General features: G+C 70.1%; 18 protein-coding genes. 11 read left to right on the top strand and 7 right to left on the bottom strand.

What is annotated here, in order from left to right; translation table 11 throughout:
- Positions 1-8: 8 nt before the first annotated feature.
- Positions 9-812 (bottom strand): hypothetical protein, encoded by an 804-nt coding sequence (locus UG56_RS02285; RefSeq protein ID WP_177191405.1) that lies wholly within the window; start codon positions 810-812, stop codon positions 9-11.
- Positions 813-980: 168 nt separating this feature from the next.
- Here UG56_RS02285 and ftsH point away from each other — a divergent pair, with 168 nt between their 5' ends.
- Together ftsH and folE are read left to right on the top strand one after the other, a co-directional pair.
- Positions 981-3,020, top strand: coding sequence for an ATP-dependent zinc metalloprotease FtsH (ftsH, locus tag UG56_RS02280; RefSeq protein WP_084100345.1), 2,040 nt, complete (start codon positions 981-983; stop codon positions 3,018-3,020).
- A gap of 12 nt (positions 3,021-3,032) precedes the next feature.
- The gene (gene folE / locus UG56_RS02275; protein WP_045551554.1) at positions 3,033-3,671 is read left to right on the top strand and encodes a GTP cyclohydrolase I FolE; all 639 of its coding nucleotides are present in this window, start codon (positions 3,033-3,035) and stop codon (positions 3,669-3,671) included.
- A gap of 173 nt (positions 3,672-3,844) precedes the next feature.
- On the opposite strand, the gene UG56_RS02270 is transcribed toward folE, so the two are convergent.
- Positions 3,845-5,380: a polysaccharide pyruvyl transferase family protein gene (locus UG56_RS02270; protein WP_052694173.1), complete on the bottom strand. Its 1,536-nt coding sequence runs from the start codon at positions 5,378-5,380 to the stop codon at positions 3,845-3,847.
- A gap of 51 nt (positions 5,381-5,431) precedes the next feature.
- Between UG56_RS02270 and folP the strand changes: the two genes are divergently transcribed.
- The 8 genes from folP (at position 5,432) to UG56_RS02230 (ending at position 11,877) form a co-directional block, all read left to right on the top strand.
- Positions 5,432-6,238, top strand: a complete 807-nt coding sequence (gene folP / locus UG56_RS02265; RefSeq protein WP_045551555.1) for a dihydropteroate synthase — start codon at positions 5,432-5,434, stop codon at positions 6,236-6,238.
- On the top strand, positions 6,235-6,615 hold the full coding sequence (gene folB / locus UG56_RS02260) for a dihydroneopterin aldolase (protein ID WP_084100342.1): 381 nt from the start codon (positions 6,235-6,237) through the stop codon (positions 6,613-6,615). Before folP ends, folB begins: the two co-directional genes overlap by 4 nt.
- Positions 6,612-7,178 carry a 2-amino-4-hydroxy-6-hydroxymethyldihydropteridine diphosphokinase gene (folK, locus tag UG56_RS02255; protein ID WP_045551556.1) on the top strand — a complete coding sequence of 189 codons (567 nt, stop codon included), beginning with the start codon at positions 6,612-6,614 and terminating at the stop codon, positions 7,176-7,178. Before folB ends, folK begins: the two co-directional genes overlap by 4 nt.
- Positions 7,179-7,260: 82 nt before the next feature.
- Entirely contained in the window at positions 7,261-7,698 is a 438-nt protein-coding gene (locus tag UG56_RS02250) for a DUF3180 domain-containing protein (RefSeq protein ID WP_052694175.1), read from the top strand.
- Positions 7,699-7,713: 15 nt separating this feature from the next.
- Positions 7,714-8,307 (top strand): hypothetical protein, encoded by a 594-nt coding sequence (locus UG56_RS02245; RefSeq protein ID WP_071326829.1) that lies wholly within the window; start codon positions 7,714-7,716, stop codon positions 8,305-8,307.
- Between the two features lie 225 nt (positions 8,308-8,532).
- A complete protein-coding gene (locus UG56_RS02240; RefSeq protein ID WP_218145106.1) occupies positions 8,533-9,213 on the top strand; it encodes a hypothetical protein in 681 nt (226 codons plus the stop codon).
- Positions 9,204-9,578: a hypothetical protein gene (locus UG56_RS28170; RefSeq protein ID WP_052693152.1), complete on the top strand. Its 375-nt coding sequence runs from the start codon at positions 9,204-9,206 to the stop codon at positions 9,576-9,578. Before UG56_RS02240 ends, UG56_RS28170 begins: the two co-directional genes overlap by 10 nt.
- Positions 9,568-11,877, top strand: a complete 2,310-nt coding sequence (locus UG56_RS02230) for a glycosyltransferase family 2 protein (protein ID WP_045547101.1) — start codon at positions 9,568-9,570, stop codon at positions 11,875-11,877. Before UG56_RS28170 ends, UG56_RS02230 begins: the two co-directional genes overlap by 11 nt.
- A gap of 14 nt (positions 11,878-11,891) precedes the next feature.
- Here UG56_RS02230 and UG56_RS02225 read toward each other — a convergent pair whose 3' ends face one another.
- From UG56_RS02225 to UG56_RS02205, 5 genes are read right to left on the bottom strand one after another with little or no spacing between them, the layout of a single operon-like run.
- Complete coding sequence (locus tag UG56_RS02225; protein ID WP_045547102.1) at positions 11,892-13,526, bottom strand: hypothetical protein; 1,635 nt, start codon at positions 13,524-13,526, stop codon at positions 11,892-11,894.
- Positions 13,523-14,362: a hypothetical protein gene (locus tag UG56_RS02220; RefSeq protein ID WP_045547103.1), complete on the bottom strand. Its 840-nt coding sequence runs from the start codon at positions 14,360-14,362 to the stop codon at positions 13,523-13,525. Before UG56_RS02220 ends, UG56_RS02225 begins: the two co-directional genes overlap by 4 nt.
- A gap of 39 nt (positions 14,363-14,401) precedes the next feature.
- Entirely contained in the window at positions 14,402-15,202 is an 801-nt protein-coding gene (locus UG56_RS02215; protein ID WP_045547104.1) for a class I SAM-dependent methyltransferase, read from the bottom strand.
- A complete protein-coding gene (locus tag UG56_RS02210) occupies positions 15,199-16,218 on the bottom strand; it encodes an NAD-dependent epimerase/dehydratase family protein (protein WP_045547105.1) in 1,020 nt (339 codons plus the stop codon). Before UG56_RS02210 ends, UG56_RS02215 begins: the two co-directional genes overlap by 4 nt.
- Complete coding sequence (locus tag UG56_RS02205) at positions 16,215-17,207, bottom strand: glycosyltransferase (protein ID WP_045547106.1); 993 nt, start codon at positions 17,205-17,207, stop codon at positions 16,215-16,217. The genes UG56_RS02210 and UG56_RS02205 overlap by 4 nt, the downstream gene beginning before the upstream one ends.
- A 73-nt stretch (positions 17,208-17,280) precedes the next feature.
- On the opposite strand from UG56_RS02205, the gene UG56_RS02200 reads away from it, so the two are divergent.
- Positions 17,281-19,578 carry a hypothetical protein gene (locus UG56_RS02200; protein WP_143054872.1) on the top strand — a complete coding sequence of 766 codons (2,298 nt, stop codon included), beginning with the start codon at positions 17,281-17,283 and terminating at the stop codon, positions 19,576-19,578.
- Positions 19,579-19,587 lie beyond the last annotated feature (9 nt).

Here is a 19,587-nt window from a genome sequence, read left to right as displayed (position 1 = left end):
TCGGTCCGTCAGCGCGCGGGCCGGATGCTGGCGATCACTCTCGCCAGGGTCGCGTCGCTGTCGGCGCCGTCGACATCACGGTCGGCGACCATCACGAAGAGCGCGGTCTTCCCGGCTGCCCGCGGCACCGATACCACGGTGACCTCGAGGGTCGGCACCGCGCACTCCGGGTCCACCGGGGTCGTCGTGGCGGTCACGGCCGTCGCGGTGGTCCTGCCGTCGTCGAGCTCGACCGGTCGGGGATCGCCCAGCGATCCGGTCGGGGTCTTGCCGTCCTCGCTCTGACCTGCCGAGACGGCCCAGTGGGTCGCGGTGGCCTCGATGGTCCCCTTGTCGGACCTCGACCCCGGCGTGACGAAGCCGACCAGCGTGTGCGAGCTGCCCGGACCGCACCAGTCGTCCCCGCCGAAGGCGACCCCGTGCATGATCGCCTGCACCTCGCCCTCGCTCGACTCGAACCCGGCGAGCGTCTCGGGGCCCGGCCTCCAGCTGCCGGGGACGTCGTACGCCATCGCGTCCTTGGCCGAGGTCACCGACTGCCACGGACCGGTGGGCTGGGCCATGCTCGGGGTGCCCGAGGGACCGGCGGGACTCGGCGTAGCGGCCGCGGAGGTGGCCGGCGCCGCCGACGTGCTGGGCGCCGTCGCCGGCGGTACGTCGCCTGCCGACTGCGCCACGAGCCGCCAGGCGACCACGCCGGCGGCCGCCACGAGGACGACCAGCAGCACGAGCAGAGCCACGACGATGACCACGGCGAGACGGCTCCCGGAGCCGCTGGTGGAGCCCGGCGCCGGGGCTTTACTTTCGACCATGTCGACACCCTAGGGCGGTTTCCGTCGGGTGCCTCGTCGGATCGCCGCTTTCGCCGACAGCGGAACGCACAGATGGGATCGGGCACGATTTGGCGTGTACCGTCGTTCTAAATGATGAGCACGCTGCCCTGCGTGCGTGTCTGACCCCGTAACGGTTGAAAGAAGCCTGTGAAGCGCATATTCAAAGGTCCCTGGCTGTGGATCATCCTGGCAGTGCTCGGTGTGATCCTGGCGCTGCAGTACCTGGCCCCTCGCAGCGGCGGCGACGAGATCACCACCAGCGAGCTGACTGAATACATTCAGAACGACCAGGTCAAGGAGATCACGTTCGTCGACGGCGACCAGGAGATCAAGGCGACCCTGACCAAGGATGCACGCAAGGGCAGCGCCGAGGTCACCACGTCGTGGGTCGACGGCGACCAGGAAGCGCTCATCGAGATGGTGCGCAAGACCGAGGCCGAGGGGGACAACCTCAAGGAGTTCAACTCCGAGGTCGCCAAGCCCTCCGTGCTCGGCTCGATCCTGAGCTTCCTGCTTCCGTTCGTGCTGATCATCGTGCTGTTCCTGTTCCTGATGAACTCGGTCCAGGGCGGTGGCGGTCGCGGGGTCATGCAGTTCGCCAAGTCCAAGGCGAAGCTGATCACCAAGGACATGCCGAAGACGACGTTCGCCGACGTCGCCGGTGCTGACGAGGCCGTCGAGGAGCTCCAGGAGATCAAGGAGTTCCTGCAGGAGCCGGCGAAGTTCCAGGCCGTCGGCGCCAAGATCCCCAAGGGCGTGCTGCTCTACGGCCAGCCGGGCACCGGTAAGACCCTGCTCGCGCGTGCCGTCGCGGGCGAGGCTGGCGTGCCGTTCTACTCGATCTCCGGTTCGGACTTCGTCGAGATGTTCGTCGGTGTCGGTGCGAGCCGTGTCCGCGACCTGTTCGAGCAGGCCAAGGAGAACGCTCCCGCCATCGTCTTCATCGACGAGATCGACGCGGTCGGTCGTCACCGTGGCGCCGGCATGGGCGGCGGCCACGACGAGCGCGAGCAGACGCTCAACCAGCTCCTCGTGGAGATGGACGGCTTCGACGTACGCGGCGGGGTCATCCTGATTGCGGCCACCAACCGTCCCGACGTGCTCGACCCGGCGCTGCTGCGCCCGGGCCGCTTCGACCGCCAGATCCAGGTGGACGCTCCCGACCTCGCCGGTCGCGAGAAGATCCTGCAGGTCCACGCCCGCGGCAAGCCGCTGGCCGGCGACATCGACCTCGACTCGGTCGCCCGACGGACCCCGGGGTTCTCCGGTGCCGACCTGGCCAACGTGCTCAACGAGGCTGCGCTGCTGACCGCTCGCAGCGACCAGAAGCTGATCACCAACAAGGCGCTCGACGAGGCCATCGACCGTGTGATCGCGGGCCCGCAGAAGCGTACGCGTCTGATGAGCGAGCAGGAGAAGCTCATCACCGCCTACCACGAGGGTGGCCACGCGCTGGTCGCCGCTGCCCTGCCAGGCCCGGACGTGGTCCAGAAGATCACGATCCTGCCGCGCGGCAAGGCGCTGGGCTACAACCTGGTGATGCCCGACGACGACCAATACAGCCAGACCCGCTCGTCGATGCTCAACAAGCTCTCCTACATGCTCGGCGGCCGTGCCGCGGAGGAGCTCATCTTCCACGACCCGACCACGGGTGCCGGCAACGACATCGAGAAGGCGACGAACCTCGCCCGCGCGATGGTCACCCAGTTCGGCATGACCGAGCGCCTGGGTGCGATCAAGCTGGGTGAGTCCAACGGTGAGCCGTTCCTGGGTCGCGACATCGGCCACCAGCGCAACTACTCCGAGGAGGTCGCGGCCATCGTCGATGACGAGACCAAGAAGCTCCTCGCCACCGCGCACCAGGAGGCGTTCGACATCCTCGAGGAGAACCGGGACGTCCTCGACAACCTGGTCCTGCAGCTCCTCGAGAAGGAGACGCTCTCCAAGCAGGAGGTCGCCGAGATCTTCGAGCCGCTGCGCCGCCGCGACCCGCGTCCGGCCTGGACCGGTTCCGACACCCGCCGCCCCTCCGACCGTCCTGCGGTCGAGATCCCGCAGTGGATCGTCGAGCGTGACAAGGCCGCGGTCGCCAAGGCGATCCGTTCTGCCGCCCAGAAGCCCGCCAACGGGGTCGACGTCACCAAGCCGACCGACGCCGGCTCGCCCGAGGCCACCCCGCCTGCCTGATCGACGGAACACATGTCTGACACCTTTGATGATGTAGCGCCCGTCCACGTCCCCGAGCGGGACGTGGCGGACGTTCCCGTGTTCGACCAGAAGCGGGCCGAGGCGGCCGTACGCGAGCTGCTCTACGCGATCGGGGAGGACCCCGACCGCGAAGGGCTGCTCGAGACTCCCGCCCGGGTCGCCCGTGCCTACCAAGAGGTGACCCGAGGGCTGCACCAGACGCCCGAGGAAGTGCTCACCACGACGTTCGACCTCGGCCACGACGAGATGGTCCTGGTCCGTGACATCGAGCTGTGGTCCATGTGCGAGCACCACCTGGTGCCGTTCACCGGCGTCGCCCATGTCGGCTACATCCCGGCCGAGTCCGGCAAGATCACCGGCCTGTCCAAGCTGGCCCGGCTGGTTGACGTCTACGCCAAGCGACCGCAGGTGCAGGAGCGGCTCACCACCCAGGTGGCCGACGCGCTCACCGAGATCCTCGAAGCGCGGGGCGTCATCGTGGTGATCGAGGCCGAGCACCTCTGCATGACCATGCGCGGCGTCAAGAAGGCCGGCGCCCGCACGATCACCAGTGCCGTACGCGGCTCGATGCGCTCCAACGCCACCACCCGGGCCGAGGCGATGGCGCTGATCAGGGGCGGGACCCGCTAGGCCGTGTCTCTCAAAGACACGGCGGCCGCGAGCGGCGTTTCGGGCCGATCTGGCAAAGGCCACTCCGTTCAGACCTCCGGAGGGAAGGCATCCTTGAGGCTGTCGAGCGGCGGCAACGCAGCCAGATCGGATGCGAAACGTCGCGCAGCGGGCGTGGATTTGGGAGACACGGCCTAGCGACCCAGCCGGCGGCGCACTCGTCGGACCATGCCGCGCAGACCTGCTCGTTCCTGGTGACGAGCGAGGTCTGCGCGCAGCTGTTTGATCAAGGCTCGCTGGCGGCCGAGGCGGCGGGCCTGCCGTTCGATCCGGGTCTGCTGCTTGCGCGTGGTCGCCTCCAGCGCGGCGATCCGCTTGCCGTGGCTCTTCAGTGACGCGGCGAGCGTCTTCTCCAGCTCCTTCTCGCGCCGCTTGGCGGCGGTGTCGGCGTGCTCGGAGGCGGTCTTGAGGGCGTGGATCCGATCCTCGATGCGTCGCAGGGCGTCGTCGCCGGACCCGCGGAGCGTGACGACAGGAGCCGCCGGCTCGAGCGCGGCGAGCTCGGCGTCGTACGCCGCAGCCGACCGACCGGGCTGTGCGACGTTCTCCAGGCCGGCGTCGTCGAGGAACGCGGTCAGCCGCTTCCAGCCCTCGCTGAGGCGGTTGTGGAAGGCGGTGTAGTCGGCTGCCTGGAACAGCTCGTCGACCGTGGTCCCGGCCCTGAACGAGTCGAGCATCGTGTAGGGGAGACCGTGGTAGTCGCACAGCTCCAGCACGCGGGAGTCATGGGCGATGACCATGGCCGGGGTGCCGGCCAGCACCGCGGCGACGTTGCCGTGGATGCGGGTGCCGAAGGCGAACCGCTGGGTCGCCAGGAACCGCATCCAGGACCCGGCGTCGAGGAACATCCGGGTCCGGTCCTCGGCATAGAGCCGGTGGTCGCGGTCGAACCCCATCTCGGGCTGACGGTGCCGGCCCCACTGGAGCATGGCGAAGTCGTGGTGGGTCTGACCGACGTACGTCATGTGCGGGTGGCGATCGGCGAAGGCATCGACGTACGTCTCGAACCAGGGCGAGGTGAGCGGGCTCATCGAGACGGCCACCGGGTCGTCGTCGGCGATGGGGGCGGAGCGCTCGTCGCGGACGGTGAGCTCGGGGCCGTTGAGGTAGATCGACGGGCAGCCGATGATCTCGACGTGCTCGTCGCCGTAGCCGAGCCGCCGCAGGTACTCGGCGGTGATCTCGCCGCGTACGCCGACCTTCGAGGAGCGTTCGAGCACGCTGTTCATGAACCGCCGATGCAGCGCCGCGAGCTCGTCGTCGGGACGGGTGTCGAGCTCCTCGAGCGAGAGCTGCGCACCGATGCCGACGATGGTGGTCGGGATGGAGATCTGCTCGATGAACGCGGTCAGGCGGGTCAACGGGCGGGTGAACTCCGGGCGCAGGGCGTTGGCCAGCGGCACCACGAAGTGGTCGTACTCGTCGTCGGTCGCGGCGACCTCGTCGGCGGTGAACGCGCGTCGCTCGTGGGCGAACCGGTTCGCGACGATCTCGGTGCCGGGCACGCTGAGCAGCCGGTGGGTGGAGTCGGCGAAGAGGAGGTTGCCGACGTTCGTGCCGTAGAAGCCGATGCCCCACGCGCGCGGGTCGTCCGCCTCGATCACGTCGAACGGGTCCCTCGCCGAGCGAAGCAGGATCTTGGCCACGATGTCTCCCGAGTCGGCCGCCATGGTCAGGTCTCACCCTCCGAGGCGGCCGGATAGGGTCGGAGTGTGCAGGTCATGGGGATCGTCAACGTTACGCCCGACTCGTTCAGCGACGGCGGGCGGTTCCTGGCGACCGATGACGCGGTCGCTCATGGCCATACTCTCCTGGACCAGGGCGCGGACCTGCTCGACATCGGCGGCGAGTCGACCCGGCCGGGGGCGACGAGGCCGCTGGTGGCCGACGAGCTCGCCCGGGTGGTGCCGGTCATCGAGACGCTGGCCCAGGAAGGGGCGACGCTCTCGGTCGACACGATGCGTCCCGAGGTCGCCGAGGCGGCGCTGAAGGCCGGGGCCAAGATCGTCAACGACGTCTCGGGCGGTCTGGCCGACCCGGGGATCCTGAAGGTCGCCGCCGATCATGGCGCGACGTACGTCATCATGCACTGGCGCGGGCACTCGACCGAGATGCAGAGCCAGGACCATCTCGTCTACGCCCACGGTGTGGTCGCCACGGTCAAGGAGGAGCTGGAGCAGCGGATCGAGGCGGCGCGAGCTGCGGGGATCTACGACGACAAGATCGTGATCGACCCGGGGCTCGGCTTCTCGAAGACGGCCGACGACAACTGGCGCCTGCTGGCGGGGGTGGAGGAGTTCCACAAGCTCGGCTTCCCGGTGCTCATCGGGGCCAGCCGCAAGACCTTCCTCGGCCGTCTGCTGGCGGCGCCCGACGGCACGCTGCGTCCGGTGACCGAGCGGGAGAACGCCCACGACGCGATCACCGTCTTTCTCGCGCAACGTGGTGTCTGGGCCACACGTGTACATGACGTCCGTGCCGCCAAGGACGCCCTCGCGGCGGCCATGAAATTGGAGACGATTCGGTGAACATCGCAGAACCTGCGGACGAAATTCAGATTCTCGGCCTGGAGTGCTTCGGCCACCACGGAGTGTTCGACTTCGAGCGCCGTGAGGGGCAGAAGTTCATCATCGACCTCGTCATCGGCACCGATTCCCGCAAGGCTGCGGCGACGGACGACTTGCAAGACACCGTGGATTACGGAAGTCTCGCGATGGCGGTCAAAACCAATGTTGAGCGCGACCCGGTGGACCTCATCGAAACGCTTGCCCAGCGGATCGCGGACATTTGCCTTGCAGACATCCGCGCACTTTGGGTACGTGTTACGGTTCACAAACCGGGGGCGCCTATCGAAGCGACGTTCAAAGACGTCACCCTGACGATCACCCGGAGGCAGAGCACGTGACAGAAGTACCCAACCCGCACATCATCGACGCCGACACGCTCACCGGGGAGATGCGGCCGATCCGGCGGGCGGTGCTGTCTCTGGGCTCCAATCTCGGGGACCGGTTGGCAAATCTGCAGGACGCGTTGAACACCCTCGCCGAGACCCCGGACGTCTGGGTGACCACGATCTCGCCGGTCTACGAGACCGAGCCGGTCGACTCTCCGGAGGATGCCGAGCTCTACCTCAACGCGATCGTCCTCGCCGACACCACCCTCACCCCGACGCGCCTGCTCGACCGTGCGCTCACCATCGAGGACGCCTACGGCCGCTCGCGCAGCGGCATCTTCAACGAGCCGCGCACGCTCGACATCGACGTCATCTCGATCGGCGACAAGATCATCGAGGAGGAGTCGCTGACGCTGCCGCACCCGCGGGCGCACCAGCGGGCCTTCGTGCTCAAGCCGTGGCTCGACCTGGAGCCGAGCGCGGACCTCCCGGGCGTCGGGCCGATCTCCGAGCTGCTGGAGAAGGCGGACCAGACCGGCATCACCCGTCGCGACGACCTCGTCCTCGAGCTCTGAGCCGGATCTGAGCACAGCACCCGAGGACCCCGACGAGGGTCCTGAGAAGGATCGCGCCGACGACGAGCGCCGGCTCCGCCCGATGTCGGGTGGAGCGATCACGGCGTGGGCCGTCATCGGGATCGTCGGCGGCTGGCTGGCCCACCCGGTGCTGGAGCGCTGGCGAGGGGTGGCTCCGGTGATCACCTGGGCACAGCCGCTGGTGCTGCTGCTGATCGCCGGGGCGCTGGGCGTCACCGCCTGGATCACCCACCGTCAACTGCAGGTACGCCGCGAGCGCATCGAGGCTCATCAGGCGGTCAACCGGCTGGTGCTCGCCCGTGCCTGCACCCTGGTCGGCGCCCTCCTCGCCGGCGGCTATCTGGGCTACGCGGTGAGCTGGCTGGGCTACGACGCCAACACCGCTGCGGGTGAGCGCATGGTGCGTTCGGCCCTGGCGGCCGTCGCCGGGATCGCGATCGTCATCGCCGCGCGACTCCTCGAACACGCGTGCCGGGTCCGCAAACCGGATGAAAACTAGCCGTACCGTGGAAGCATGCCTTCCCCATCCGCAACTTCAGTCACACGCAGGCGTCAGCGCAGCACACGCCTGACGGTTGCTGTAGCCCTGCTGGCGCTGGCCGCTCTCACGATCACCGCTGCGGTGGCCTCCGGGTCCTGGCTGGTGGTCGTGCTCGCTGCCGTTCTCGGGCTCGCCCTCGGCGCTGCCGCTACCAAGATCACCCACTCCGAGCTCCTCCAGACCCGCCGCGACTGGGCGCGTGACCGCGCCGAGCAGGCCCAGGCCTTCCGCGTCGAGTCCGAGAAGCGGGCCGAGGAGAACGCCGAGTTCCGCGAGCACATGGATGCCAAGCTCGCCGACCGCGTCCAGGCCGTCCAGGAGCTCGAAGCGGCCCTGGCCGCGGCTCACCAGCGCGCCGCCGATGCCGTCCGCCGCCGTGGCGAGGAGGCCCGCCGGGCCGCCCAGGCCGAGCTCCGCGGCGAGCAGCTCGAGGCGAAGCTGCAGGCGGTCGAGGCCGACGCCGCCGAGGCGGCCATCCGGGTCGCCGAGTTGGAGTCCGAGCTGGACGCCGTGCGTGCCGAGCTGGAGGCCGAGCGGACGAGCTGGACCGGGGCCCAGTCCGCCTGACCGGGGCACGACCCACAGATGTACGGATGGTGACGAAGCGCCAACATCATCACCGCCACGAGCGTCCCCACGCGTGAAAGCGCGTCGCAACGGCCAAATCGATACTCGGGCGGGTAACTGTTGGGCGGCTGGCTCGTTATGATTTTTCCGAACGGGTAACGCGACCGTCGCGCCTCCGCGCTCAGCGGCTACGCCGTGACAAGGGTCGCAGGAAAGGGGAAGCCGGTGACGTTGATCGCCGAACGGGCAGTCACGATCACTGAAGGCCTTGCCTACCTACGCGACCTGATGGCCACGTACGCGAAGAGGACGCCGATGACCTCGGTCGCCGTCCTCGGAAATGCGCCTCTGGGGCCCAGCGACGACCGGGCAGAGGCGATCGACGACTCCGATCTGGTCATCCGGGTCAACAGCTTCGTGCTGGACGTGCCCGGTGAACCGCGCTGCCAGGGGTCGCGGGCCGACGTCGTGATCTGGAACCGGATCACCCGCCCGACCCGGTTCACCTTCGACCGCTACCGCGAGCGCCTCTACCTCCTCGCCGAGCCGATGCGCTTCCACGGCCGTCCTGAGGTGTGGCCGATGTCCTGGCCGCCCGACCTGGGGTTCGTGCCCCTCCCCAACGCGGAGGTGCTCCCTCGTATCGGCGACGAGCTCGACATCCCCTGGCGGACCGAGAAGCTGGCGCCGACCACCGGCTTCACTGCCGCGTGGCTGGCCTTTCACCTGTTCCCGGAGTGCGAGATCCGGCTCTCCGGGTTCTCGTTCATCGACAATCCCGGCCAGACCGAGTGGGTCTACCAGGTCGGTGGTTCGTCGCCGGTGGCACCGGAGCACCGGATCGAGGCCGAGGCACGTGTGATGACTGACTGGCTCAAGGAGGAACGGGTGTCTCTATGGCGCTGAAGCGACTGCGCGGTGAGGTCATCAAGAAGGTCCGGTCCGCGGCCGACGCGGAGGAGTCGCGGGCGATCATCGAGGAGCTGCGCGCGATCACCGATCGGCAGCGGGTCCGTATCGCAGACCTCGAGCGCGAGCTCGCTCGGGTCAGCCCGCAGGTCGCCGCGCTCGAGGCGCGTCTGGAGACGCTGCGCGACACCGTCGAGCGGGGCAACATCGCGACGACCGCCGCGGCGGGAGGAGACGTCGACACCGCCGCGATCTGGGCCGAGATCCAGCGTCAGCAGGAGCAGGTGCGCGCCCGTATCACCGCCGCCACGCGTTTCGAGGAACGGCTGCGCCGGCTCGAGGACGGCAATCGTGTCGGCTGAGGGCGCGTCACGGGCTGCGCTGAGCATCGTCATCCCGTTCCACAACGTGGAGCCGTTCCTCCAGACGTGCCTGGAGTCGCTCCGTGCCCAGACCTTCTCGGACTTCGAGGTCGTCATGGTCGACGACGCGTCGACCGACGGGTCCGCACGGGTCGCCGACCGGTTCGCGTCGAGCGATCCGCGGTTCCGCGTGGTCACCACCGAGAAGGTCGGGGTCGGCGAGGCTCGCAACATCGGCATCCGAGAGAGCACGGGTGACCTGCTCGCGTTCGTCGACGCCGACGACTACGTCCCGGAGTACGCCTACCAGCTGATGACGGACACGCTGGAGCGATCGGGCTCCGACTTCGTGGCCGGCAACGCCCGCCGTTTCGACTCGGTGTCGGTCTGGCAGTCGTGGTCCCACCGGCGGCCGTTCGTCACCACCCGGATCGCGACGCACTGCAGCCGGACCCACATCCTCGGCATCGACCGCTACATCTGGAACAAGGTCTACCGGCGTGACTTCTGGGACTCCGCCGGCCTCAGCTACCCCGACATGCTGTACGAGGACTACCCGGTCGCTCTGGCCGCGCACATCCGCGCCCGGCAGGTCGACATCCTCGCCGACCCGGTCTACTACTGGCGGCAGCGCGACGGTGGCGAGGCCTCGATCACGCAGAGCCACTGGAACCTCGACAACCTCGGTGACCGCGTACGTTCGGCCGAGATGCTCTTCGAGATGGTCGACGAGAACGCGCCCTACCTGGCCGACCTGGTGAAGTCGCATCTGACGGCGACCGACGTCCAGGTGCTCGCCCGGTCGATCGAGGACCACCCGGCCGAGGAGTCCGGACGCATCTTCGACCTCGCCGAGCGCTACCTGGCGCACATCGACGAGGCGATCCTCAACCGGCAGGGACCGTTCGAGCGCCTGGTGTTCGACCTGCTGAAACGTCGGCAGCGCGATGCGCTGACGTCGTTGACCCGCTATCGGGCCGAGAACGGGACCCTGGCGCCGCTGGCTCGTCGCAAGGACGGTTGGTACGCGAAGCTCCCCTCCTTCGAGGACGCCACGGTCGGCGTCCCGGACTCGGTGTTCCGCCTGGCCCCGGCCTACATGAAGGCCAAGGCGGTCGCGACCGAGGCCTGGTGGAGCGGCTCCCGGGTCGTGGTCCGGGTGAACATCGGCGTCAACACCCTCCCGTTCGCGCCGCGGACCCGCTTCAAGGTGTGGTTGGAGAGTCCTGCCGGTGCCCGGGTGCCGGTGGACCACGTCACCCGGCCGCGGGCGATCCCGTTCGGGCAGGTGGACAGGTCCACGCTCGAGCTGAACATCGATCCCTCGCGACTGACGGGTGACCGGCAGTGGCGCCTGATGATCAGCATCCGCAACCGCGATGTCCGCGACGTGATCCAGGTGACCACCTCCGGGGACGGACGTGAACGCTGGCAGGGCTGGCGGCGCATCGGCAACCGCTGGTGCCGCCCCGGACGCCTGCCCGGAGGATTCGGGGTCACCGTTCGTGACCTTCCGGACGCATGGGTCGACCACACCACCGACCTCGGCGACGAGATCGAGATCCGGGGCGCGTTCCGAGGTGCTGCTCCCGAGCACGCCGAGCTGACGCTCACCGACCGCAGCGGTTCGGTGGTGACCCACCCGCTGACGATCGGCGAACGGGGCGACCGCGGCATCACCCCGTGGCGGCTCACGGTGCCCGTCGAGGCGGTGCTCGAGAAGTCCGGGCTGGACATGCCCATGGAGGAGATCGTGCCGACCCGGGTGAAGCTGGTCCGGAAGGGACGTACGTCTCAGCTACCGGTGCATCCGGACTTCCTCGGCTCCCGATCCCTGATGAAGGGACGCGCGGTCAACGCCACCCGCGACCCGAACGGTTCCTTCGTGATCACCGCGACCCCCGACCGTCCCGTCGTCCATGACGCCTGGTGGCAGGGTGAGGAGCTGGTCCTGCGCGGCCCCGACGGGCCTCGGCTGGAGGGCACCGGCGCGGTGCTGCGGACCTGGCCGACCCCGGAGAAGCCTCTCGACGTGCCCCTGACCGTGACCGACCGGGACGGGGTCTTCCTGATCACCGTGCCGACGGGTGCGTTGCGGACCGCCGTGATCGGGCACGGTGCCTGTGAGACGTCGCGGTGGTCGCTGCTGGACGGCCGCGAGCACAAGCCGATCGTCGTGGCCCGTGAGCTGTCCGAACGCGTTCCTCAGCCCCTCGCCGCCGAGGCGGCGAAGCTCGAGTTCGGGTGGTCGGACGAGATCCACCTGCGGCTCACGCCGGCCCCGCCTGCGGACGCGTGACCGGCTGAGGGCCGCTACCGCCTGGCCACCCGCCGGATCGCGCGCCGGACCTTCCTGAGCAGGCGGGCCGTACGCCGGGCCCCGGGGACGCGTCCGAGGCGGGTGCGCGCCCGTGCGGGGACGGCCGAGGCGCGCGTGGCGACCCGGTTGACGGGTGTGGCCCGCAGGGCGTCGAGCTGCTCCTCCAGCTCCTTGACGCGAGTGTTCAGCGCCGCGACGTCGCGTCGGGCCGCCGTGCGGACCTCGTGGGTCATCGTCTGACGCTGGCGCATCTGGTTCTTGAACCAGGTCACCTGACCGCGCAGCGCCTCGTTCTCGTCCATCAGCTTCCGCAGCTCGCTGGGATCGGCGTCCTGCGGCTCCTGCCGGCCTGCGACCACGGGGGTCATGCCGGTCGCCGCGAGCGCGGACTCCCGCTGCCGGCGCATGTGGCGTACGTCCGTGGGCGTCACCGCCATGTCGACGGTCGCCGCGAGCAGGACGGTGAGCTCGTCCCGGCCGCGACCGGCGGGCCAGGGGTGGCGCCACCCCGTGACGCACAGGTACGCAGCAAGCTCGTCCAGCAGCCCCAGGAGGATCTCGTCGGCCGACTCGCCGAGCTTCACCGCGGACTCGTGGACCGGCACGACCTGGCCGGCGTCGATGCCGATCTCGTCGACCTGGAGACCGCACCATCGCTCGGGAGCACCGACCACCGCGTCGCGCAGCTGGTGTACGTGGCGGCGGAGGCCCGACGCGTCCCGGCCCGCCGAGTCGCGCAAGGCTTCGATCAGCCAGGAGCGGTCGGCAGCGGTCCAGGAGGTCTCCTCGCCGGTCCGGTCGACACCGACGACGGACGCGATCGGCTGGAGGCCACGCGTGACCAGCCAACCGCCCGCGGCCGCCGAGGCCCCCACCGTGTCCAGCGCGTGGCCCAGCGCAGGCTGGACCTCGCGCAGCGTCGGGGTGTCGGCGGGCCGGCCGTGGGCGATGGCGAGCGCCGTCGAGCAGGCCTCGGGAGCCGCGGCCAAGGTGGGAGCACCGATGTCGGGCCACAGGGTGTAGCCGAGACCCCCGAACCGTGCGCCGGCGTCCGCGAGGCTTCGCGGGTTCGCCCGGTCGTGGACCGGGAACGACCAGTCGGCGTCCTCGTCGGATGCCTCCGAGGTGACGGTCCGCAGCTGTGCGAGCGGCGATCCCGGGTTGGGGACGACCAGCGCCAGCCGGGAGTCGCGGGTCGCGAGGCCGGTGAGGTGCGCGGAGATCGCGTGCCAGTCGGCGGGGGTGGCATCGATCGTCGCGACCCGTCCGAACCCGCCCAGCGCGAGCACCGCGTCGACCGGACGGTCGGGGGTCCAGGCGCGCAGGTCGCCGCAGACGACGTCGACAGACCTGCCGGCGTAGCGCTCGGAGACGAGCTCCGCGTCGGGATGCGTACGGAGCACGACGGTCGTCGTCGTGGCTCGGTCGACGACCGCGTCGAGCAGGTCGAGGTCGTGCGGGCCGACGACGAGCAGATGCGAGGCGCTGGTCGCGGTCGCCACGGCGAACCGGGTCAGGACCGGTCCGCGGGGGAGCGGCCGCGCCCCGGCCATGTCGGACCAGTCGTACATGTCGCCCGAGACGACGCTGTAGGCGGCGGTCTTCGAGGGCGTGTCGATGTCGGTCATGCAGTGATCTCCCATCCGAAGAGCGCGCGCAGCTCAGCAGGCGACGCCATGGCATCCAGCCCGAGCTCGCGCACGGTCGTGGCGCGTACTTCCTCTGCGTCGGTCTCGACCCCGTGGAACTCGGGGAAGAGCCGCTTGGCCTGCTCGTTGCCGTCCCGGACGCTGGCGTCCCGGACGTCGGCGAAGGTCATCGGGTCGCCGTAGACCGCGACCTCGGCACCGACCGACGCGCCGTAGAAGATCGCCGTGGTCAGGCGGTTCGAGGCGACCCGGCGGTGGCGGATCTGCTCCGCGTACTGCTTGTGCAGGAAGCGGATGTCCGTGCCCTGACGCAGCGTGCCGCGCTTGCCGTGGCAGATGACCCGGAAGCCGGCGTCCTCGTAGCGGCTGCGGATCTCCGGCATGTCGTACTCGATCCAGTAGAGGCAGACGGTCACCGGGCCGTCCTCGGTGTCCTTGATCTCCGCGATCAGCCGGTCGTGGTCGCCGCTGACCTGGCCGTGGTCCCAGGTGTGGAACGGGTAGAAGATGGTGCCCTCGCGCTCGGCGGCCGGGGGAACCGGCTCGACGTCCTTCTTGAGGTCGAGCAGGTAGTTCCACGGAGCGCCGATCACGGCGTAGTCGCGCCAGCCGACCGCCTGGCCGCGGCGCAGGTTCGCGTGGGACCAGACGAACTTGGGGAAGCCATAGGGCGGCTCGTGGCCCGGGCCGAACCCGTGCAGCAGGTTCCAGCCGTGCTGGAGCACGCCCCAGATCGGACGCGGCTCCTCGAAGGGCAGGCCGCAGTACTCCGAGAGGATGTGGGCGTGTCCGTACCAGTGATTGCTCGTGTCCAAGTCTCAGTCTCCGAGATCTAGCGAACCGTTTCGGGCGGCTCAGGCCGCATGCCGAGGCATGTCAGAGTGTATGCGCGCTTCTCGCTGTTCCTTGACCGCGACGAGCAGGACCGAAGACCCGAATGGCAGGTCGAGCCGGGGCAGCAGCCGCTCGTCGATGCGGGTGGCGCCGAGCAGCACCTTCTCGATCGCGGGCGAGACCTCGGGGAGCGGTGCGACGCCGCCGTCGGCAAGCTGCTGGGCACCGGCCCGAGCGCGCTCCTTGAACCGCGTGACCAGGCGCTGGGCGGCGAACATGGGGAACGTGCCCGCGAAGCCGTACGTCGCCCGCACGGGCGACAGCCCGGCTGCCGTGACCGCTTCGACCGCCCGTTGCCGGGTGTAGCGCCGGTGGTGGTGGTTGTGGTCGTCGTGGCTGGTCCAGGCCCAGGTGTAGGCCGGCACGGACATCAGCAGGCGGCCGCCGGGGGCGAGCACCCGCTCGATCTCGGCGAGGGCGGTGGCCTCGGGCTCGCAGTGCTCGATGACGTCGAAGGCCGCGACCACGTCGAAGGAGCCGTCGGCGAAGGGCAGCCCGGTCGCGGAGCCGCACACGCCGCCGTCGGCCAGGCCACGCGGGTCGACGTCGAGCGAGACGTGGTGCTCGGCGGTGCCCCGGAGCCAGGTCACGCTCGGTCCGTCGGCGCTGCCGACGTCGAGGAGGCGGCGGGGGGTGCCGACGTACGGCTTCATGACGGTCTCGAGGATGCGGGTCCGCGCCCGGTACCACCAGTAGTCGCTCTGCGCGATCGAGGGAGAGCCGCCGGACCTGGTGCCCAGCAGCATGCCCGTTTCGGTCATCGGATGGAGACCTCGCTCACGTGGGTCGACTGATGTTGGTGGCCGGGGGCGGAGGTACCAGCAGCGTAGGCCAGCGCGATCTCATCGGCGGTGCGACGCACGCCGACGGAGAAGGGTGTGTGCGTCCGTCGATCGAGCTCGCCCCAGACGACGCTGCGGACGCGCAGGTCGCGCACCTGGCCGGGCGAGCCCGCCCCCGGGACACGCAACCTCGCCCGTCGTCGGAAGACCCGGTTGGTCTCGCCGATGACGGCCGAGAGCGTCACGCCGGTGCCGGTGGCCAAGATCTTCACCACGGCGTTCGATCCGGCGCTCCGGACCTGCTCGTGGAGCCCGTCGAGAGCGTCGACGACCATCTCGGCGCAGTCGCCGACGTAGAGATAGTCGCGGATGGTGTCGAAGGAGACCCAGACGGGCAGCGGCGTGCCCCGCAGCTGCGCCAGACACAGCTGCGAGACGAGCCCCTGGGGCTTGGAGAGCTTCTGGCCCGGCCCGTAGAGGTTGGTGATCCGGCCGATGAGCGCCACCGACCCGGTCTCGGCACAGAACGCGGTCAGGGCCTCCTCCATGGCCAGCTTGGCCCGGCCGTACGCCACCAGCGGGCGCGGCTCGGAGCGCTCGGTGAACGGGGGATCGGCCGAGCCGGCGTAGACGCCTCCGGCGGAGGACGCGAAGAAGAACGCGAGCCGGGTGGTGGGCCGTAGCACGGCGCGCAGGTCGGTGAGCACGTCGCGGAAGAGCGACACCTCGGTGTCGAGCTCGTCGGCCGGGGTGGCCACGAAGCCCGCCCCGGCGCACCAGGCGATGTCGACCCGGCCGTCCGGGGACGAGTCGATGACGGAGACGAGAGCGGACCTCAGGGCGGCGCGGGCGGCGACCGGGTCGTGCCAGGGCACGCTCGGCGTGTGCACAGGCGACCCGGAGCGCTCGAACGCGCTGCGTACGTGGCGGCCGAGCAGACCGCCGCCACCGACGACGAGCGTGGGCGGCCTGGATGGATCCGGGGCGCTGGTCACTCGCGGGGACCGGGTCCCTCGCGAAGCGGACCGTTCGCGGGGTCGCTGACGATGACGTAGAGCGGCTTGCCCATGGCCATGTTGACCGAGACGCCGAGGTATTCGGCGATCACGCCGAGCGTGAGCATGATGGCGCCGGAGCAGACCAGGACGGCCGCCATCAGCGAGGTCCAGCCCTGGACCGGGACCCCGCCGGCGAGACGGGCGACGACCAGGGCGACCGCGAGCACGATGCCCGTAGCCGCCAGCAGGGCGCCGCAGACGCTGACCGTACGCAGCAGCCGGGTGCCGCCGGTGAGCACCATCCGCCAGAAGTGGGACATCAGGGAGCGGTAGTTGTAGCCGGAGGGCCGCTCGCCCTCCTCGCGCAGCTCGACCGGGCAGGTCGCCACGTCCGAGATCACCCAGCTCAGCGCGACGTCGAGGTAGACGCCGTTGGCGGCGTAGGCGGACACGCTGCGGCCGTACTCGCCCAGGATCAGGCGGAAGCTGTTGAACTGCCGGGCGCTGCCACCGGGCATGAGGCGGTCGATGACGACCTTCGCGCCGCGCGAGGTCAGGTTGCGCAGCGGACCGTGGGGCGCCGCGTTGGTGGGGCGGGCGTAGACGAGGGCGGCCCGCTCCCGGAGCGCGGTGTCGAGCATCGGCCGGATGTAGGCCGGGTCGTGCTGGCCGTCCTCGTCCATCGTGACGATCCAGTCGGACCCCGACGAGGCCAGCCCGGCGAGGGTCGCGGCGTGCTGCCCGAAGTTGCGGCTCAGCCAGATCGGCCGAACGATGTCGTACTTCTCGGCGAGCTGGCGCATCGCGAGATCGGAGGCGTCCGGGCCGTGGTCGTGGACCAGGAGGATCTCGGTGACACGTCCCTGGTGCCCGTCCGGGGTCACGAACGGTTCGGCGAGATCGGCGATCTCGCTCACCACGTCCGGAAGCGTCTCGGCGCCCCGGTAGACCGGGATGACGACGGAGACGGTGTGGGTGAGGGACATCGCTAGGAAAATAGCGTATCCCGAGGGGCTTCGGTGTACTCCACGTAGGAGTTTTGTTGGCATGATCGCCCGCGTGACTGCAGACCCGGCAACCGTGGGCGTCGCACCCGACGCGAAGCCTTCCTCGGAACGCCCGTTCTCGGGCCGAGACTGGTCGGGACTCCTCCCGGGCACGCTGATGGTGGGCGCGACGCTCGTGCTCGCGATCCTCGTCGCCGGCGTCGACCCCGGCGACGCCCTGCTCTTCACCGGGTACGTCCTGGCGTTCCTGACCTTCCCGGGAACCGTGGTGTGGCGGGCGGTCGCCAAGCCGGGACCGAGCCTCGGCAACGACCTGGTGCTCGGCACCATCCTCGGGCTCGTCCTCGAGGCTCCGCTCTACGTGCTGCTGCGGCTCGTCGACCTCACCCAGCTGATCTACGCCTACCCGGTCGTGGTGCTCGTCGTCGTGGTGGCCGTCCTCCGGCGCCGCCGGCGGGTCGGACCCGTCGTGGTCGGCAAGGCGCACCTGTGGTCGTGGGCCGGTGCGGCGGTGGCGGGCGTCCAGGTCCTGCTGGTCGCCAAGTACGTGTGGTCGCCGCAGCCGCTCGACGCGTTGCGCGCGCCGTACGTCGACGAGCCCTTCCACCTGGCGATCGCCGGCGACCTGCTGCACCACTTTCCCGCCCAGATGCCGTGGGTGGAGGGCACCCCGCTCTTCTACCACTGGCTGGTCTACGTGCACCTCGCGTCGGCCGCGACGGTCACCCACATCGAGCTCATCGTGCTCCTGCGCGGCCTGTCGATGGCGCTGCTCGTCCTGCTCACCGTCGGCGGAGCGTACGCAGCGGCGACCCGCCTCACCGGACGAAGCTGGACGGGGTTCGTGGCTGCCCTCGTCCTCGCCATGGGAGCGACCCCGGACTTCTTCGGCTGGACGAGCCTGGTCAGCCCTGCCCAGCTGGCCTTCGACTCCGTCATGCGTGCCTTCGACAGCCCGACGCACGCGCTGGTGATGCCGCTCCAGATGGTCCTGATGGTGCTGGTCGTCGAGATGATCCGGCGGGACCGGTGGCGATGGGGGCCGTGCCTGCTGACGGTGGCCGTCATGGTCGCCGTGGCCGGCGCGAAGTCGTCCGCGCTGCCGACCGTCATCGCCGCCCTGCTGCTCGCGCTCGTGGTCGCAGCCGTGCTTCGGCGCTGGCAGACGGTCCGCACGCTCGCCGTCCTCTTCGGCTCGGCAGTCGTCGTCTTCCTGGCCGCGCAGCAGCTCTTCTACGGCGGTGGCACCCGAGCCACCGGCATCGATCTCAACGGCAGCACCGTCCAGCGGCTGGGCATCCTGATGCTGCCGGAGGGGGAGACCCTCCCGGCGTCCGCGCCGGTGTCGATCTGGATCTGCTTCACCGTCGGGTTCGTCCTCGTCGGCGTGCCGGTGATCGTCGGGTTGCTGCGGGGCGGCTGGCGACGGCCCGACTTCGTGTTCCTGGCCGGGCCCTTTGCCGCCGGTGCCGGCGCCTTCATGGTTCTGAGCCATCCGGCGCTGAGCCAGGCGTACTTCCTCCTGGGCGCCGCCGGCTTCTTCGCCGTGGCGACGGCTGTCTCCCTGGCGGACATCCTCCCCGAGAACGTATCCCTGCGCGACGGCGTCCGGATCCTCGGCTGTGCCGCTCTCGGCTGGCTCGCGGTCGTGGCGGCAAGGCTGGTGGTGGGCGGCGACATGCCGGCAGACGGCTCGGTCTTCACGCCGACGCTGCTGACCCAGCTCGTCATCGGGCTGCTGGTGCTCGCGGTGGCCGTCGGCGCCGTCCTCGTCTACGCGAGGCGCTCGACGATCGCGGCGGTCCCGGCCGTCGTGGCGCTGATGCTGGGGGTCGTGCTCGCCGGGGCCCCGCAGACCGTCGCCCTCGCGACGGTCGGGCCCGCGGTTCCCCGGGAGCCCGACAGCGACATCATCGGCCCCGGCGGGGTCGCCGCCGCACGGTTCGTCCGCGCGCACTCGCAGCCGGACGAGCTGATCGCGACCAACGCCCACTGCATCGGGCTGCCCGTGCCCGACTGCGACCGCCGGAACTTCTGGATCGCGGGGTACGCCGAGCGCCGGGTGCTGGTGGAGGGATGGGCCTACATCGACCCGCTCGTCGTCGGGCTGCCGTCCACCGACCTCAACAACTCGGCCTACCTGCCCTTCTGGGACCCGGCGCTGCTCGCGGCCAACGACGCGGCGATCACGCACCCGTCACCGGCGACGATCGGCACGCTGCGCGACGAGTACGGCGTCGACTGGCTCGTCGTGGACCGTCGCTACCAGGCCGACCTCCCCGGCATCCGCCGCGAGCTCGGCCAGCCGCGCTTCAAGGGCGGGCTCTACTCCGTGTTCGACCTGCGCTGACCGGCCCGT

This window comes from Nocardioides luteus (assembly GCF_000960475.2).
Taxonomy (GTDB): domain Bacteria; phylum Actinomycetota; class Actinomycetes; order Propionibacteriales; family Nocardioidaceae; genus Nocardioides; species Nocardioides luteus_A.
The sequence above is the reverse complement of the archived record's forward strand: the minus strand, read 5'-3'. Positions and strand labels throughout refer to the sequence as shown.

Bases quoted from the DNA above. Each gene is read 5' to 3' on its own strand.
- UG56_RS02285 (WP_177191405.1), bottom strand. From the start codon at position 812: ATGGTCGAAAGTAAAGCCCCGGCGCCGGGCTCCACCAGCGGCTCCGGG.
- folE (WP_045551554.1), top strand. From the start codon at position 3,033: ATGTCTGACACCTTTGATGATGTAGCGCCCGTCCACGTCCCCGAGCGG.
- UG56_RS02270 (WP_052694173.1), bottom strand. From the start codon at position 5,380: ATGGCGGCCGACTCGGGAGACATCGTGGCCAAGATCCTGCTTCGCTCG.
- folP (WP_045551555.1), top strand. From the start codon at position 5,432: ATGGGGATCGTCAACGTTACGCCCGACTCGTTCAGCGACGGCGGGCGG.
- UG56_RS02250 (WP_052694175.1), top strand. From the start codon at position 7,261: ATGTCGGGTGGAGCGATCACGGCGTGGGCCGTCATCGGGATCGTCGGC.
- UG56_RS02245 (WP_071326829.1), top strand. From the start codon at position 7,714: ATGCCTTCCCCATCCGCAACTTCAGTCACACGCAGGCGTCAGCGCAGC.
- UG56_RS28170 (WP_052693152.1), top strand. From the start codon at position 9,204: ATGGCGCTGAAGCGACTGCGCGGTGAGGTCATCAAGAAGGTCCGGTCC.
- UG56_RS02225 (WP_045547102.1), bottom strand. From the start codon at position 13,526: ATGACCGACATCGACACGCCCTCGAAGACCGCCGCCTACAGCGTCGTC.
- UG56_RS02215 (WP_045547104.1), bottom strand. From the start codon at position 15,202: ATGACCGAAACGGGCATGCTGCTGGGCACCAGGTCCGGCGGCTCTCCC.
- UG56_RS02205 (WP_045547106.1), bottom strand. From the start codon at position 17,207: ATGTCCCTCACCCACACCGTCTCCGTCGTCATCCCGGTCTACCGGGGC.